This window comes from Acuticoccus sp. (assembly GCF_965213555.1).
In the GTDB taxonomy this organism is placed as follows: domain Bacteria; phylum Pseudomonadota; class Alphaproteobacteria; order Rhizobiales; family Amorphaceae; genus Acuticoccus.
Map to the genome: position 1 here is coordinate 704,573 of NZ_OZ243890.1, position 16,833 is coordinate 721,405.

Here is a 16,833-nt window from a genome sequence, read left to right on the forward strand (position 1 = left end):
CGAACCGGGCGCTACGTTGACCGGCGCAAGCCGGGTCGCTCGATCCGCGGGCCGTTGGGTCCGCTAGAAGCTCTCGCGCAGCCAGCGGCCGACGCGGGCGAAGGTGCCGGAGCGGTGCCCCGACGCCTCGAACAGCGCCGCGGGCGCAAGCTGCGGGTAGATGAGGAGGCCGACGACGGCGGAGAACGCTGCCCCGCGCGCCGCGACCGGTAGGCCCTTCACGCCGAGGGGGCGGCCCATGCGCACCGGCCGGCCGAACACCGAGCGCGCGACGTCCGTCAGCCCGGTGAGCTGGCTGCCTCCGCCGGTCATGACGATGCGCCGACCGATGCGCCCGGCGAAGCCCGAGGCGACGAGGCGGTCGCGAACGAGCTCCAGGATCTCGTCGACGCGCGGGCGGATGATGGTGTTGAGCATCGTGCGCGAGATCTGCGTCGGCACGCCGTCGTCGCCGACCGGGTGGATGGCGAGCGTCGCGCGCTCGTCCGCCGCCGACGCGACGGCCGAGCCGTGCAAGGTCTTCAGCCGCTCCGCCTCCTCGAGGCGGATGGACAGGCCCTGCGCCACGTCCATCGTCACGTGGTGGCCGCCGATGGCGATGGCGTCCACGTGGACGAGGTTGCCGTTGCAGAAGATCGCGATGGACGACGTGCCGCCCCCGACGTCGACGCACACCGCGCCGAGCTCGCTCTCGTCGTCGACGAGCGCGGCGAGCCCCGAGGCGTAGGGCGTCGCGACGACGCCGTCGACGTCGAGGTGACAGCGCCCGACGACGAGGCCGAGGTTGTCCTGCGCCGCGCGGTCGGCGGTGACGAGGTTGACGTCGACGCCGAGGACGTCGCCGATCATCCCGCGCGGGTCGCTGATGCCGTCCTGTCCGTCGAGGGAGTAGCCGATGGGCAGCGCGTGCAAGGCGGTTCGTCCGTCCCTGATCTGGTGACGCCCCGACGCGGCGAGGACGCGGCGGATGTCCGCCTCGCGCACTGCGCCGGCATCGAGGTCGACCTTGGCCCCGAACGACTCGGAGGAGAGCCGCCCTGCGGTCTGCGTGACGATAAGCGATTCGACCGTCACGCCAGCCATTTGCTCGGCGGCATCCACCGCTCGACGGATCGCCCGCTCGGCCCGCTCGAGGTCGACGACGGCGCCGGACTTGACGCCGCGCGACTGCTGGTAGCCGTAGCCGATGACCTCGATGGCGTGGGTGCGCCCGGCGAGGAGCTCCTCCTCCGGGGCCGGCTTCAGCTTGGCGATCAGGCAGGCGACCTTGGCGGACCCCACGTCGAGGACGCACACCGTGGAGCCGCGCGTCGGGGCGACGTGGCAGCGGCGCTGGTCGACGCTTCGGGGCAACTGGATGACGTTCACCTCTGCGCCTCCACGATCGCCGCGGCCAACGGGTCGATGGGAGCCGCGCCCGCCGCCTCGGCGATGGCCGCGGCGAGGAGGTCGGCCGGCTCCTCCGACGCGTCGCGCGTCCCGTCCGATGCCACGTAGAGCTCGCTGTCGGCCTGGGGATCGAGCTCGATGACGGTGCGGTCGGCGAGGCGCATGTCGACGACGATGGGCTCCAGGGTGATCGTGCCCTGCGCCTCGATGTCGGCGAGCCGCTGCAGCGCCTCGGCCGCGCCGTCCTCGGGCAGCCGCACCGTCGCTCCCGTGTCGAACACGAGGTCCCATCGCCGCTCGTTGATGAGGATCGCCGCGCGGGTGCGGATCTCGTAGAGCGGGCTCGAGGACAGCACCTCGCGGGCGTCGCGGACGGCGTGGTTGGCACCGCGCCCCGCGACCAGCGGCAGCTCGGCGAAACGCGGCGGCACCTCGTCGGCAAGGACGGTGCCGTCGTCGGCGATCAGCACCTCGGACCCGTCGATGCGCCAGCGCGCGAAGGCCGACGCCTCGTCGATGGTGACGTCGAGCGTGCCCGGCAGCACCTTGCGCACCGTGGCGCGCGTGACCCACGGCAACGCCTCGAGCCGCTGGCGCATGGCCTCGACGTCCACGGACAGGAGCGTCCCGTCTGGCTCGAGGCCGACCGAGGCGACGATGGCGCTGTCCGAGGTCTCCTTCTGCCCGGCAAGCTTGACGTAGCGCACCTCGAAGCCGCCGAACCTTGCCACCGCGTCGATGGCTTCGCCGGGGTCGGGCGCGTAGGCGAGCCCGGCGCCGCAGGTGCCGACGAGCACCGCCGCTGTGAGCAGGCGCGTCGGCAGCGGGCCGGCGAGGCGCGAGCGCAGCGCGCGCGAGGTCAGCGCCGGCACGAGGCATCCTCCACCATCGCCGCCACCAGCGCGTCGAAGGAGAGGCCCGCGTGCGCTGCCAACTCCGGCACCAGGGAGGTTTCGGTCATGCCGGGCTGAGTGTTGACTTCAAGGCACACGAGTTGGTTCTTTTCCGGATCATATCGGAAGTCGGCACGCGACACGCCGCGGCACCCCAGGGCTCGGTGAGCCCTCAACGTCAACTCTTGAATGTTTTGGTAAAGATTTGGTTGAAGCCGTGCCGGCAGGATGTGTTCCGATCCCCCAAATTGATACTTTGCGTCGAAGCCATAGAAGCTTTCGCTGAGCGGTACGATGTCGATGACGTCCCATACCGTGTCGCCGAACGCGGCGCAGGTAAGCTCACGACCGGCAACATACTTCTCCGCCATCACCTCGTCGCCGTAGGCCCAGTCCGGCGCGAGGAGCTCGGCAGGCGGCCGGTTGGCCCCCTCGGGCACGATGAGGACGCCAAGGGACGACCCCTCGGCGACCGGCTTCACCACGTAGGGCGGGGCCATGGCGTGCCGCTCGGCGGCCTCGAAGCGAGAGCAGGTCACGTGCTCGGCGACGGGGATCCCGGCGCGCGCCATCACCGCCTTGGCGCGGTCCTTGTTCATGGCGAGCGCGGAGGCGAGCACGCCGGAGTGCGTGTAGGGGATCGCATGGAACTCCAGGATGCCCTGCACCGAGCCGTCCTCGCCGAACGGCCCGTGCAGCGCGTTGAAGGCGACGTCCGGGCGCGCCTCGCGCAGCCGGTCGACGAGGTCGCGGCCGACGTCGAGCCGCACCACGTCGTAGCCGCCGCGCTCGAGCCCCGCGGCGCAGGCCTCGCCGCTCTTCAGGCTGACCGGACGCTCGGCGGAGAGCCCGCCCATGAGGACCGCGACGCGCGTCATGCGGCCTCCATGAAGGCCGGGACGGCCTCGCCCCTCGGCACGCCGACGCGCTTGATCTCCCACTCCAGCGCAACGCCGGTGGCGGCGCGGACGCGGCCGCGCACGGTCTCGCCGAGCCGCTCAAGGTCGTCGGCGCTCGCCTCGCCGAGGTTCAGCATGAAGTTGGCGTGCAGCGTCGACACCTGCGCGCCGCCGATGACGAGGCCGCGGCAGCCCGCGCGGTCGACGAGCTGCCAGGCCTTCTCCCCAGGCGGGTTCTTGAAGGTCGAGCCGCCGGTGCGCGACCGCACCGGCTGCGTCTCCTCGCGCCGCTCGGTGATGGCCTCCATCTCGGCAACGATCGCGCCGCGGTCGCCGGGCGCGCCCTCGAAGGTCGCCTCGGTGAACACGAGGTCCGCCGGTGCCGCCGAGTGGCGGTAGGCGAAGCCGAAGTCCGCGTTGGTGAGGACGTGCACCGCGCCGCGCCGGTCGACGGCACGCGCGGCGACGAGGCGGTCCTTGGTCTCCGTGCCGTAGGCGCCGGCGTTCATGCGCAGCGCGCCGCCGATGGCGCCGGGGATGCCACGGTAGAAGGCGAGCCCGGCGAGGCCGGCGTCCGCCGCCGCCCGCGCCGCCTTCACGTCCGGCAGCGCGGCCCCCACCGTGAGGCGCGTGTCGAGGACCCGCGCGTGGCCAAAGCCGCGGGCCGACAGGCGGACGACGACGCCGGGGATGCCACCATCCCGGACCAGCGTGTTGGAGGCGAGGCCGAGGACCGTGACGGGGACGTCCGCCGGCAGGGCGCGCATGAGTGTGACGAGGTCCGCCTCGTCCGCCGGGCTGAACAGGAGCTGCGCGGGGCCGCCGACCCGGAACCACGTAAGCTCGGCGAGGGGGCGGTTCGGGTCCAGCCGTCCGCGCAGTCCGGCGCCGGCGAGCAGGGGGACGAGGTCGGCGCGGCTCATGCGCCGAGCTCCCCCGGCAGGGCGTGCGCCCACTGGGTGATCGACCCGGCGCCGAGGCAGATCACCATGTCGCCGGGCGCCGCGCGCTCGCGGATGAGCGCAGCGAGCGCCTCCCGACCGCCGAGGGCGAGGGCGTCGCGGTGCCCGTGCGCCGCGAGCCCGGCCACCAGCGCGTCCCGGTCGACCCCCGGGATCGGCGGCTCCCCGGCCGCGTAGACGTCCGTCACCACAACGACGTCCGCGTCGTTGAAGCAGGCGCAGAAGTCGTCGAACAGCGCGGCGAGCCGCGTGTAGCGGTGCGGCTGAACCACCGCCACAACCTTGCCCCTCGCCGCGTGCCGCGCCGCGGTCAGGACGGCGCGGATCTCGACGGGGTGGTGGCCGTAGTCGTCGTAGATCGCGACGCCGTTCCAGTCGCCGACGTGGGTGAAGCGGCGGCGCACGCCGCGGAAGCCGTCGAGCCCACGGCGGATCGCGTCACCGTCGATGCCCAGCCGGTCGGCCACCGCGATGGCCGCGGTGGCGTTGGACACGTTGTGGATGCCCGGCATCGGCAGCGATAGGTCCCCGATGCGCCGCTGGCTGCCGGACACCCGGTCGGTGAGGACGACGGCGAACTCCGTGCGCGCGCCCGGCGCGACGTCCACGAAGCGCGCGTCCGCCTGGGGGTTGGCGCCGTAGGTGATCATGCGCCGGTCCTCGATGCGGCCCACCATCGCCTGCACCTCCGGGTGATCGGTGCACATCACCGCGAAGCCGTAGAACGGCACGTTCTCGACGAACGTGCGGAAGGCGGCGCGCAGCCCGTCGAACGTGCCGTAGTGGTCGAGGTGCTCGGGGTCGATGTTGGTGACGACCGCGATGTCGGCGGGCAGCTTCACGAAGGTGCCGTCGCTCTCGTCGGCCTCCGCGACCAGCCAGTCGCCCTCGCCGAGCCGCGCGTTGGTGCCGTACGCGTTGATGATGCCGCCGTTGATCACCGTCGGATCGAGGCCGCCGGCCTCGAGCAGGGTCGCGATGAGCGAGGTCGTGGTCGTCTTGCCGTGGGTGCCGCCGACCGCGATCGCCTGCTTGAGGCGCATCAGCTCGGCGAGCATCTCGGCGCGGCGCACCACCGGCAGCAGGCGCGCGCGGGCGGCGACGAGCTCGGGATTGTCGCGGCGCACTGCGGAAGACACGACGATGACGGTGGCTTGGCCGATGTTCTCGGCGTCGTGACCGATGGCGACCTCGATGCCCTTGTCCCTGAGGCGCTGGACGTTGCTGCCCTCGGCGATGTCGGAGCCCTGCACCTTGTAGCCGAGATTGTGCAGCACCTCGGCGATCCCCGACATGCCGATGCCGCCGATGCCGACGAAGTGCACCGGGCCGATGGCCGACGTCATCTTGATGGGCGCGCTCATCGGGCGCCCCCGCCGCCGACGCGCTCGCAAAGGTCGGCGAGCCGCTCGGCCGCGTCGGGGACGGCGAGCCTCCTCGCCCGCTGCGCCATTGCGGAAAGGCGTGCCGGGTCGTCCATCAGCCCGCCGATCTCCTTCGCGAGGGCTCCGGGGGTGAGGCGGGCCTGGTCGAGCCGACGGCCGCCGCCGATGGCCGCGAGGGCGTCGGCGTTGTGCGCCTGGTCCTGGTCGAGCGCGCCGGGGAGCGGCACGAGGAGCGCCGGCCGACCGATGACGGCGAGCTCGGCCACGGTGGAGGCGCCGGCGCGGCACACCACGAGGTGGGATGCGGCGATGCGGGCGGGCAGGTCGGCGAAGAAGGCGGCGAGCTCGGCATCGACCTCCGTCGCCGCGTAGGCCGCGGTGGTGCGCTCGAGGTCCTCCGGGCGGCACTGCTGCGTCACCGCAAGGCGCGCCCGCCGCGCTTCGCACAGCGCGGCCAGCGCCGGAGGGACGAGGTCGGCGAAGGCGCGCGCCCCCTGGCTGCCGCCGAACACCAGGAGGCGGAACGTCCCCTCCGAGGCGTCGTACGGCGCCGCGGCGGCAAGCACGGCCTCGCGCACCGGGATACCGACGTGGGTGACCGAGCGGGCCTGCGGCAGGCCCTTCACCGACGGGAAGCTCGTCGCCACGTGCGCGTGCCGCGCCAGCCGGCGGTTCGCCCGTCCCATGACCGCGTTGGCCTCGTGCACCACCGCCGGCACCTTCAGCGCGCGGGCCGCGGTCAACGGCGGCACCGTCGGGTAGCCGCCGAAGCCGACGGCGACGTCGGGCCGCTGCCCCCGCATGGCACCCCACGAGCGGGCGAGGCCGGCGGCGTTGGCGAGCGCCATCGTCGCGACGCCGCGCGGCGTGCGCTTGGCGAGCGTGGCCGCCGCCACGAAGTGCACGCGCCTCGCCGGGAAGGCGTCGCAGAGTGTCCGCGCCCGGCGATCGGTGACGAGCTCGACCTCGTGGCCGCGCCGCACCAGCACCGTCGCCAGCGCCTCGGCCGGGAAGAGGTGCCCCCCGGTGCCGCCCGCGGCCAGCATCGCGCGCATCAGGCGAACGCCTCGAGCGGGTGCCGCGCGACCGTGAAGCGCACGCCGCGCGGCCGACGGCGCGCCAGCGCGAGCGCGAAGCCCATGCCCATCGCCACCGCCACCAGCGACGAGCCGCCGTAGGAGATGAACGGCAGCGTCATCCCCTTGGCCGGCATGAGCTGCAGGTTCACCGCCATGTTGATGAGCGCCTGCCCGCCGAACAGGAGGATGAGGCCGGCGAGCGCGAGGCGCACGAACGCGTCGCGCTCGCCGAACGCCCGCGCCAGCCCCTTGAGGACGACGAGGGCGAACAGGAGCGCGATGATGGCGCAGAGGACGACGCCGAACTCCTCCGCCGTGACCGCGAACACGAAGTCCGTGTGGCTGTCCGGCAAACGATGCTTGACGACACCCTCCCCCGGCCCCTCGCCGAACCAGGACCCGCGCACGAAGCTCTCGATGGAGCGGTTGACCTGGTAGTTCGCGCTGGCGTCGGGGTCGAGGAAGGCGTTCACCCGGTTCGTCACGTGCGGCAGGAAGAGGTAGGCCGACACGATGCCGCCGACGCCGAGGGCGCCGAGGGCGACGACCCAGCGCCACTGCAGCCCGGCGAGGAAGATCATCGCGCTCCAGGTCATCGCGACCAGCATCGCCTGGCCGAAGTCGGGCTGCGCCACCAGCGGAGCGACGACGATGGCGAGCAGGAACACCGCGAGGAGGCGGCCCGGCACGTCCGGCCGGCGCGCGCCCTCTGAAAGCAGGAAGGCGGTGAGGACGACGAAGGCCGGCTTGACGAACTCGGCCGGCTGCACGGTGAGGCCGGCCAGCGACAGCCAGCGGCGCGCGCCCTTCACCTCGACGCCGGCGAACAGCGTCAGGATCATCGCAGCCAGCGCACCGACGAAGAGGACGAGCGAGACGCGCCGCACCTGTCGCGGGGTCAGGAAGGAGAAGGCGACGAGGACGATCGCCGCCGGCACCGCAAACACCACGTGGCGCAGGACGAAGTGGTAGCTGCCGAGGCCGAGCTTCTCGGCGACCGGGGGCGACGCGGCGAAGGACAGGACGAGGCCGAGCGCCATCAGCGCGCCGAGGGCGGCGAGCATCGGTCGGTCGATGGTCCACCACCAGCGGGCGAAGGCGTGGGTCTCGGCGCGGCTCACCATCATGCGCTCTCCCGGTTGAGGCGCGCCTGCACGAGGGCGCGGAAGGCGTCGCCGCGGTGCTCGAACGAGCGGAACTGGTCGAACGAGGCGCACGCCGGCGACAGGAGGACGACGCCGCCCTCCCGGCGCGCCGCAGTCGCCGCGGCCTCGAGCGCGGCGTCGAGGGTGCCGCATCGCACCACCGGGACGAGGCCGGCGAGCTGGCGTTCGAAGAGGTCAGCCGCCTCGCCGATGAGGTAGGCAGAGGCGATGCGCGGCGCGCTCGGCGCGAGGCTCGCGACGCCGCCCTCCTTGGCGACCCCGCCTGCGATCCAGTGGATGCGCTCGAAGGAGGACAGCGCCGGGAGCGCGGAGGCCGCGTTCGTCGCCTTGGAGTCGTTGACGAAGAGGACGCAGCCGTCGCGTCCGACCTCCTCCATGCGGTGGGCGAGGCCGCCGAAGCCGGCGAGCGTGGCTGCTGCGGCCGCAGCGTCGTGGCCCAGCGCCATCGCCATCGCGACCGCAGCGGCGGCGTTCTGCGCGTTGTGCGCGCCGCGCAGGGACGCGATGCCGGCGAGCGAGCCGACAAGCCTCGCGGCGCCGCCCTCGACCGCGTAGAGCGCCTCGCCGACGGCGCCGACGCCGGCCGGCCCCAGCGCGGCGAGGCCGGCGAGGTCGTCGAAGACGCCGATCCGGCGCACCGGCTTGCCATGCCTTGCCAAGCGATCCGCGATCGCTGCGCAGCCATCGTCGACGCCGATGACGGCCTGGCGCGCGTTGGCGACGAGCCGTGTCTTCACCGCGGCGTAGGCCTCGAAGGTGCCGTGCCGGTCGATGTGGTCCGGCGACAGGTTGATGAGGCAGCCGACGTCCGCCGCCAAGTCCGGCGCAAGGTCCGCCTGGTACGAGGAGACCTCCACCACCGCGGCGCCGGGCACGGGGTCGAGGTCGAGCACGGGGCGGCCGATGTTGCCGCCCACCTGTGCCGACGCACCGAGTGCGGACAGGACGTGCCCCAGTAGCGCCGTGGTGGTGGACTTGCCGTTCGTGCCGGTGATCGCCGCGAGCTTCATGTCGGGCAGCCGATCGCGGCGCTCGGCGTCGAACAGCGCGACGTCGCCGAGGACCGGCACGCCCGCGGCGCGTGCGCGCTCCACGGTCCAGTGCGGGGCTGGGTGCGTGAGCGGCACGCCGGGCGACAGGACGAGGGCGTCGAACGCAGCGAAGTCGGCGACGCGCAGGTCCGCCGTAGGCAGCCCCTGGTCCGAGGCCCCCTCGACGCGCGCCCGGTCGTCGTCGAAGCAGACGATCTCCGTACCACCCGCGGCGAGCGCGTGGGCCGTCGCGATCCCCGACCCGCCGAGCCCGAACACCGCGGCGCGGCACCCGGCGAGGTGCTCGACCGCGATCACGAGCGCCCTCCCCGCGCCCGACCGCCCGTAAAGCACTGGCGCGCGACGCTCGACCGTGGCGACGGCACGGCACGGCGAGGGAGGCGGCCGAACGCGTCATCGGCGACGTCCCCGCGGCGACCCCGCTGCACGTCCGCGTGACCCACGCGTGGCGAACCGTCCGCTACGCACCCTCGAGCGATGCTCGGGTGCGCCGATGGCACCACGCCCGAAGAAGGTCGGCCGCAGGCAGTGTCGGCGACGTAGGAGGCGCAGCGGCGGCGCCCGCACCGACGGCGCACGCCCGCCGGACCGTCGACCGCGCGTCGGCGAGGGTCGTGCGGGCGTTGCGATGGCACGGCTCGGGCAAATCGCCGGACGCCCGCTGCGCCAGCGACGAAGGCGCCGCCGCGACCCCGCGGAGACCAGCGGTCCATCCGCAGCGAACCCTCCGCCGCGCCGCAGGGAGCGCCGCTCGGTTGGTCGGACGGCACCGTGCTCCCCGAACATCGGACGCTTGCGCTGCGGGCGAAGAACGGGGTGCTGCGGCATGAGACCGCCGGACCGTCCACCGCGCGCCGGCGTGGATCGTGCGGGCGTCGCGAAGGCATGGCTCGGGCAAATCGCCGGACGCCCGCTGCGCCAGCGACGAAGGCGCCGCCGCGACCCCGCGGAGACCAGCGGTCCATCCGCGGCGAACCCTCCGCCGCGCCGCAGGGAGCGCCGCTCGGTTGGTCGGACGGCACCGTGCTCCCCGAACATCGGACGCTTGCGCTGCGGGCGAAGAACGGGGTGCTGCGGCATGAGACCGCCGGACCGTCCACCGCGCGCCGGCGTGGATCGTGCGGGCGTCGCGAAGGCATGGCTCGGGCAAATCGCCGGACGCCCGCTGCGCCAGCGACGAAGGCCCCGCCGCGACCCCGCGGAGACCAGCGGTCCATCCGCAGCGAACCCTCCGCCGCGCCGCAGGGAGCGCCGCTCGGTCGGTCGGACGGCACCGTGCTCCCCGAACATCGGACGCATCCGTAGCCGGCGACGAGGTGGTCGCGGCGGCGCTGCCTGCGCTGATGGTCCGCGCCCGTCGGACCGTCGACCGCACGTCGGCACGAGTCGATCCTCACTCCTGACAGCACAGCTCCGCTCGACCGCCGGATGCACTTCGCGCGGGCAACGGAAGGCTCGCTGCGACGCCGCCGGCACCAGCCGTTCATCCGCAGCCCACCCTCCGATGCAACGCAGCGAACGACGCTCGGTAGCCCTGACCGCACCGTGCTGCCCGCCCGTCGGACGCATGCGCTGCTCGCAACGAGCTGGGTGCTGCGACGCTGCCCGCACCATCGGCGGACCACCGCCGGGGCATCGAACGCACGCTGGCGGACGTCGCTCCGGCGTCCTGATGGCACGGCGCAGCGGAACCGCCGGACGCACACTTCGCCAGCGACGAAGGCGCCGCCGAGACGCGGCGGCCAACAGCCACCCATCTGCCGCGGACCCCTTGTCGCGGCCCGGCGAGCAACGCTCGGTCGGTTCGACGGCACCGCGCTCGGGGAACGTCGGATGCACGCGTTGCCGGCGACGAACGGGGCGCGGCGGCGCTGCTTGCGCCAACGGCCCAGGCCCACCGGAACCCCGAACACAAGCTGGCAGCAGTCGTTCGGGCGACCCGAAGGCACGGCGTGGCCGAGCCACCGGACGCATGCGGTGGGATCGGAGGCGAAGGGCTCGCTTCGACGCCGCAGGCGCCCGATGTTCAACGACCGCGAACCGTCCGCTGTCGACCCTAGGGCGGTGCCCGGACGGTCCGGTCGCACCACGCTGCCAGAAGATCGAGTGCAGGCGTTGCCGGCGACGAGGCAGGCGCGGCGGCGGCGGCTGCACCGAAGACCGACGCGCGTCGGGCCTTCGATCGCGGCGCGGCGAGGGTCACCCATGGACGGTGACAGCGCAGCGTCCCGGCACCGTCGAGGGGACGTTGCACCGGCAACGGCGGGCTCGCGGCGCCGTCTTATGGACCGGAGGCTCAGACGCAGCGAGCCCTTCCTTGCTCCCCGGTGAAGGAAGCTCAGGCCATCCGATGGCGTGATGCTCGCGGGACGTCGAACGCGTGCGTTGCCAGCGACGAACAGGGTGCAGCGACGCTGCCGGCCCCGCCAACCCACGACCGCCGGAGGATCGATCGCAGGCCAGCGGAAGTCGGTCAGGGGTCGTGAGGGCACAGCGCAAGGGAGCCGCCGGATGCAGGCCTTGCCAGCGACGATGGGCTGACGGCGACCGCGCGGACAACCGGTGTCCATCCGCGACGACAACGCCGCCGCGACCCGCTGACCGACGCTCGGTCGGTCCGACCCCAGCACGCGTCCGGGACGGACGGGTGCGCTGTCTGCGACGCGTGCGGCGCTGCGGCGCCGCCCGCACCAACGGCGCATGGGCGCTGAACCGTGGATCGCACGCCGGCAGACCTCGCGACGGTGTCCTGATGGCACAGGTTCGCAACGCGGGAGGCGGGGTTCGCCGTCAACGGATGAGCCGCCACGCTGCTGCGGGTACGGCTGGCCCCCCTGCGCCGAACCGTCCGTCACTCCTCCTGGCCCGCGGCTTGGGCGCCCTGAGGGCGCCGCTCGGCGCAGGCGACGGCTGGCGACGTCGCACGGGACGACACGCTTGCCGTCAAGCCGTCGGAACCAGCCCATCATCTGCGTCGAGCCATCCACCGCCGGGTCGTCCGTCACGCTTCGGCGGGCGACCCGCATCACCCGGCCGAAGCGTCGGACCTGCGCCTGACCGCAGACGGGTCCTTGGCCACGGCGTCGCAACCTCCAACGGCGCACCTGCGCTGGGTGGTCCACCGCGGACCGTAAGGCGGCGCCCGAGCGATCCGACCGCACCGAACCCGTGGCCCGTCGGACGCGCGCTTCGCCTGCGACCGACCGGGGACTGTGACGCTCGTCGCGCCGGCGGCTCACCGGCATGGCACTGGGGGCCGCACGCCCGTGAGGGACGACCGAGGCATGATCGTCGGCCGAAGGCTCGACGATGCCCGTGCGCCCCTCCGGCTCGGCTCGGCGATGGCGCCGGGAGCTCATCCCCTCATCGCACGGCCACCGCCCGTGGTGGGTGGGGCGCGGCGTCGCGAAGCCCTGACCCCAGCAGAAGCGCGCGCGAAGGTCGAAGCCGCCGTGGCGGAGCCGAGCTGAGCGGACGAGCTGAGGCGGGCTGGCCACGTCGGCTGGCGGGATGCTCGTCAGGCGACGCATGGACGCAGCCCCCGCGGCTCTTGCACGTCCGTCGCCGGTCGCGAGCCCGCCGCCGCAGGCCTGTCGGTATGACCAGTGGAACTGCCCCGGCCCGCGTGCACCCCGCAGCGTTGCTGAACATGCGGCGCAGGGGCCGACGGCCGATCGTCAGAACCACGCGCACGCGATCCGGCGATGGCGCGGGCGCCGCGGATGCACGCGGCCCAAACGACGGGCTGCCGGCGGCTCGCGTGCGTCGTCCGCTCGACCGCCTGGTCCGCAATGCCCGTGCCAGGACCGCGACGCGAACCCGTCATCCCAGCAACGTCGGCGGTCAGCCGATCTGCTGACGGGTCGCCCGCCGACGTGCGGCCGTGGCGTCGCGTCCGGACCGACGGCGGCGCAGGGGCGGCGCCGGGCCGCTGAAGCGCAGCGCGAACGGTCACTCCGCTTGCGATGATCGGGCCCGGATGGGCGGCGGCACGCGCCCGTGCTGCTCCGCCGATCTGCCGCGACCTCACGGCCGGGCGCGAGGCGCGCTGCGAGGCAGGCGAGGCCGCCGTCACGGGGGGATTGTGCGTCTGCGCGTTCATCGCAGCTTCAGCGTCGACAGACCGAGGAGCGCGAGCACGAAGGCGATGATCCAGAACCTGATGACCACCTGCGGCTCGGTCCAGCCGAGCTGCTCGAAGTGGTGATGGATCGGCGCCATCTTGAAGACGCGCTTGCCGGTCATCTTGAACGAGGCGACCTGGATGATGACCGACACCGCCTCGAGCACAAACAGCCCGCCGATGATGGCAAGGACGATCTCATGCTTGGTGGCGACCGCGATGGCCCCGATCATGCCGCCGAGGGCGAGCGAGCCGGTGTCGCCCATGAAGATCGCCGCCGGCGGCGCGTTGAACCACAGGAAGCCGAGCCCTGCGCCGATGACGGCACCCGCCACCACCGCCACCTCGCCGGTGCCGCGCACGTTGTGGATCTGCAGGTAGTCGGCGAACACCGCGTTGCCGGACAGGTACGCGATCACCCCGAACGAGCCGGCCGCGATCATCACCGGGACGATGGCGAGCCCGTCGAGCCCGTCGGTGAGGTTCACCGCGTTGCCCGAACCGACGATGACGATCGCCGCGAACAGCGGGAACGCCCAGCCGAGCTGCAGCACGACCTCCTTGAAGAACGGAAAGGTGAGCGCCGAGGCGAGCTCGGGCGTCTCGAGGCGCATCATGACGACCGCGGCGCTGATCGCGATCGACGCCTCGACGAGGAGGCGCACGCGACCTGAGAAGCCCTTGTGGGTGGCCTTCGAGACCTTGAGGAAGTCGTCGTAGAAGCCGATCGCGCCGAAGCCGAGCGTGACGTAGAGGATGACCCAGACGTAGGGGTTGGCAAGGTCCGCCCACAGCAGCGTCGAGGCCACGAGGCCGGTGAGGATCATCAGCCCGCCCATGGTCGGCGTTCCGCGCTTGGTGAGGAGATGGCTGGCCGGTCCGTCCTCTCGGATGGGTTGGCCCTTGCCCTGGCGCACCCGCAGCGCGCGGATCATGCGAGGACCGAACAGGAAGGTCACGAACAGGCTGGTCACCAACGCGCCGCCGGTGCGGAAGGTGATGTAGCGGAACACGTTGAGCGGAGCGAACTCGCCCGCGAGGCCCGACAACAGCTCAAGCATGAAGGCCGTAACGCCTCTCCAGCGCGTCGACCACCGCGGCCAGCCCCACCGCCTTGGATCCCTTGACGAGGATTGCGTCGCCAGGCTCCACCTCGGGCAGCCGCGTCAGCAGCTCGTCCGCCGTTGCGACGTGCTCGCCCCTGAGGTCGAACGGCAGGGCATCGCGCAGCTCCTCGGTCATGGTCCCGACGGTGTGGACGATTCGCACGTCGGCATCGACGAGGAGCGGCGCCAATCCACGGTGGAGCTCGCCGGCCGTCCGGCCGAGCTCGCGCATGTCCCCGAGGATCACGACCCTGCGGCGCGCCTCGGTGCGGCCGAGCCGTGCGATCGCCGCCCCCGTCGACTTGGGGTTGGCGTTGAAGCAGTCGTCGAACAGGATCGCCTCACCGCCCGCGGGTCTGAGGCGCACGCGGCGTCCGCGGCCGCGCGGCGCGGTCCAGTTGCCCAGTGCCCGGGCGCCCTCCGTGATGTCCCAGCCGGCCACCGACAGTGCTGCAAGGACGGCGAGCGTGTTGTTCGCGACGTGCGGCGCCGCCTCGAGGAGCGTGTAGGCGACGCGCTCGCCGAACACGTCCGCCTCCACCGCGCCCGCCTCGTCGAGGGCGACGAGCGAGACGTCTCCCCCCTCGCCGAAGGTGACGACCTCGGCGCGGGCGCGCTGCGCGGCCTCGATGAGCCGGTCGGTGTGCTCGTTGTCGGACGGGACGATGGCGACGCCGCCGTCCTCGAGCCCGGTGAAGATCTCCGCCTTGGCGTCGGCGATCGCCGCCACCGACGGGAAGAAGGCGAGGTGGACCGCCGCCACCGTGGTCACGATGGCGATCGTGGGCCGGACCATCGCGGTAAGTGGGGTGATCTCGCCGGCATGGTTCATGCCGATCTCGAACACCGCCGCGTCGACGTCGGCCGGCATCCGCGCCAGGCTGAGCGGCACGCCCCAGTGGTTGTTGTAGGAGGCGGCGGAGGCGTGCACTGGGCCGCCGGTCGCGAGCGCGAGCTCGAGCATCTCCTTGGTGCCCGTCTTGCCCACCGAGCCGGTCACCGCGACGACGGGGGTCCCCTTGAGGAGGCGCGCGCGCGCTGCCACGCCGACGTGGCCGAGCGCGGCGAGGACGTCGTCGACGACGACGCTGCGTTCGGCCTCGCCGCGCGAGATCACCGCGGCGGACGCCCCCGCGTCGATGGCGTCGGGGACGAACTCGTGGGCGTCGCGCGACACGCCGCTGATCGCGAAGAACGCGTCGCCGGGCTGCAGCGTCCGCGTGTCGATGGAGATGCCGGTGACGGCGGTGGAGCCGGACGCGCCCATGAGCCGGCCACCGGCGGCCTGGGCGAGGTCGCCGAGGGTCCACAGCGGGTCGAGCCTCCGGGGCAAGGCGCTGCTCTTCGGGACGACGGCGCTCATCGGCGGGCCAAGGCGGCTTCGACCGCCGCGCGGTCGCTGAACGGGATGACGCGATCCCCCACGGTCTGCCCCTCCTCGTGCCCCTTGCCGGCGACGACGAGCGCGTCGCCCTCCTGCAGCAACGCCACGGCGTGGCGGATCGCCTCGCCGCGGTCGGCGATCTCCCACGCGTCCGGCGCCCCCACCAGAACCTCTGCACGGATCGCCGCCGGATCCTCGCTACGCGGGTTGTCGTCGGTGACGACGACGACGTCGGCGATGCAAGCGGCGGCCTCGCCCATGAGCCGCCGCTTGCCGGGGTCGCGGTCGCCGCCGGCGCCGATCACCGCCACCAGACGGCCGGGCGTCGACTCCCGCACGGCCGACAGCGCCGCGGTGATCGCCTCGGGCTTGTGCGCATAATCGACGAACACCGGCGCACCGTCGCGGCGGCCGACGAGCTCGAGCCGCCCCGGTGCGCCGACGAGGCCCTCGAGCGCGGCGAGCGCCGTCGCCTCGTCGACGCAGCACACCACGGCAAGGCCCGCCGACACCAGCGCGTTCGCCACCTGGAACGTGCCGACGAGGGGTAGCATCACCTCGCGGCGGCCGGCCCGGCCCTCCACGATCAGGCGTGCGCCCGCGGCCGTGCGCTCGGCCGACACGAGCCTGAGGTCGCGTCCCGAGGGTCCGACGGTGAAGGCGCCCGGCGCGCGCGCCAGCACCGCGTCGGCGCCCGGCGCTTCGGGGTCGACGACGGTGCGGCGCGGGTCGGCCTGCAGCACCTCGAAGAGGCGCAGCTTGGCGGCGAGGTAGTCCGCCGGGCTCGCGTGGTAGTCGAGGTGGTCGCGGCCGATGTTGGTGAACGCCGCCGCGGTCAACCGCACCCCGTCGAGCCGGCGCTGGTCGATGCCGTGGCTCGACGCCTCGAGGGCCACGTGGCTGACGCCCGCGCCGGCGAGCGCGGCGAGGCGGGCCGCGAGCTCGACGGGGTCGGGCGTTGTGAGGCCGCCCGGCACCTCTGCGGCGCCGCGGATGCCGAGCGTGCCGATGGACACCGCCGCGTGGCCGGCGTGCGCGAAGATCTGCCTGGTGAACTCGGCGACGGAGGTCTTGCCCGCCGTCCCCGTGACCGCGGCGATGGTGGCGGGCTGCGGCCCGGCGAGCGCGGCGGCCATCAGCGCGAGGCGCCGTCGGGGGTCGGCGTCGCGCAGGACGGGGACGTTCGCCTCGACGACGGCGTCCGGCGCGGTAAGCACGGCTGCAGCGCCGTTCGCCACCGCCTGGGGCACGAAGGTGGCGCCGTCAGCGCGGGCGCCGCGCAGCGCCGCGAACAGGACGCCCGGCCGCACGCGCCGCGAGTCGGCGGTCACCCCCGTCACGTCGAGGCCTGCATGGTGGGCGGCAAGGTCGGGCGCGAGGTCGCCGAGGCGCACC

The 16,833-nt window shown here is 73.5% G+C and carries 11 protein-coding genes; all 11 read right to left on the reverse strand.

Annotated features, from left to right (window positions below):
• Positions 1-63: 63 nt before the first annotated feature.
• A complete protein-coding gene (gene ftsA / locus ACOOE8_RS03580; protein ID WP_420393497.1) occupies positions 64-1,368 on the reverse strand; it encodes a cell division protein FtsA in 1,305 nt (434 codons plus the stop codon).
• Positions 1,365-2,261: a cell division protein FtsQ/DivIB gene (locus tag ACOOE8_RS03585; RefSeq protein ID WP_420393498.1), complete on the reverse strand. Its 897-nt coding sequence runs from the start codon at positions 2,259-2,261 to the stop codon at positions 1,365-1,367. The genes ftsA and ACOOE8_RS03585 overlap by 4 nt, the downstream gene beginning before the upstream one ends.
• Entirely contained in the window at positions 2,249-3,160 is a 912-nt protein-coding gene (locus tag ACOOE8_RS03590) for a D-alanine--D-alanine ligase (protein WP_420393499.1), read from the reverse strand. Before ACOOE8_RS03590 ends, ACOOE8_RS03585 begins: the two co-directional genes overlap by 13 nt.
• Positions 3,157-4,104 carry a UDP-N-acetylmuramate dehydrogenase gene (murB, locus tag ACOOE8_RS03595; protein ID WP_420393500.1) on the reverse strand — a complete coding sequence of 316 codons (948 nt, stop codon included), beginning with the start codon at positions 4,102-4,104 and terminating at the stop codon, positions 3,157-3,159. Before murB ends, ACOOE8_RS03590 begins: the two co-directional genes overlap by 4 nt.
• A complete protein-coding gene (gene murC / locus ACOOE8_RS03600; protein ID WP_420394619.1) occupies positions 4,101-5,495 on the reverse strand; it encodes a UDP-N-acetylmuramate--L-alanine ligase in 1,395 nt (464 codons plus the stop codon). The genes murB and murC overlap by 4 nt, the downstream gene beginning before the upstream one ends.
• A gap of 8 nt (positions 5,496-5,503) precedes the next feature.
• Entirely contained in the window at positions 5,504-6,583 is a 1,080-nt protein-coding gene (locus tag ACOOE8_RS03605) for a UDP-N-acetylglucosamine--N-acetylmuramyl-(pentapeptide) pyrophosphoryl-undecaprenol N-acetylglucosamine transferase (protein ID WP_420393501.1), read from the reverse strand.
• Complete coding sequence (locus tag ACOOE8_RS03610) at positions 6,583-7,734, reverse strand: FtsW/RodA/SpoVE family cell cycle protein (RefSeq protein ID WP_420393502.1); 1,152 nt, start codon at positions 7,732-7,734, stop codon at positions 6,583-6,585. The genes ACOOE8_RS03605 and ACOOE8_RS03610 overlap by 1 nt, the downstream gene beginning before the upstream one ends.
• Complete coding sequence (gene murD / locus ACOOE8_RS03615) at positions 7,731-9,122, reverse strand: UDP-N-acetylmuramoyl-L-alanine--D-glutamate ligase (protein WP_420393503.1); 1,392 nt, start codon at positions 9,120-9,122, stop codon at positions 7,731-7,733. The genes ACOOE8_RS03610 and murD overlap by 4 nt, the downstream gene beginning before the upstream one ends.
• 3,801 nt (positions 9,123-12,923) lie before the next feature.
• Positions 12,924-14,009 (reverse strand): phospho-N-acetylmuramoyl-pentapeptide-transferase, encoded by a 1,086-nt coding sequence (mraY, locus tag ACOOE8_RS03620; protein WP_420393504.1) that lies wholly within the window; start codon positions 14,007-14,009, stop codon positions 12,924-12,926.
• Positions 14,002-15,387 (reverse strand): UDP-N-acetylmuramoyl-tripeptide--D-alanyl-D-alanine ligase, encoded by a 1,386-nt coding sequence (locus tag ACOOE8_RS03625; protein WP_420393505.1) that lies wholly within the window; start codon positions 15,385-15,387, stop codon positions 14,002-14,004. Before ACOOE8_RS03625 ends, mraY begins: the two co-directional genes overlap by 8 nt.
• Before the next feature lie 26 nt (positions 15,388-15,413).
• A complete protein-coding gene (locus ACOOE8_RS03630) occupies positions 15,414-16,832 on the reverse strand; it encodes a UDP-N-acetylmuramoyl-L-alanyl-D-glutamate--2,6-diaminopimelate ligase (protein ID WP_420393506.1) in 1,419 nt (472 codons plus the stop codon).
• Position 16,833 lies beyond the last annotated feature (1 nt).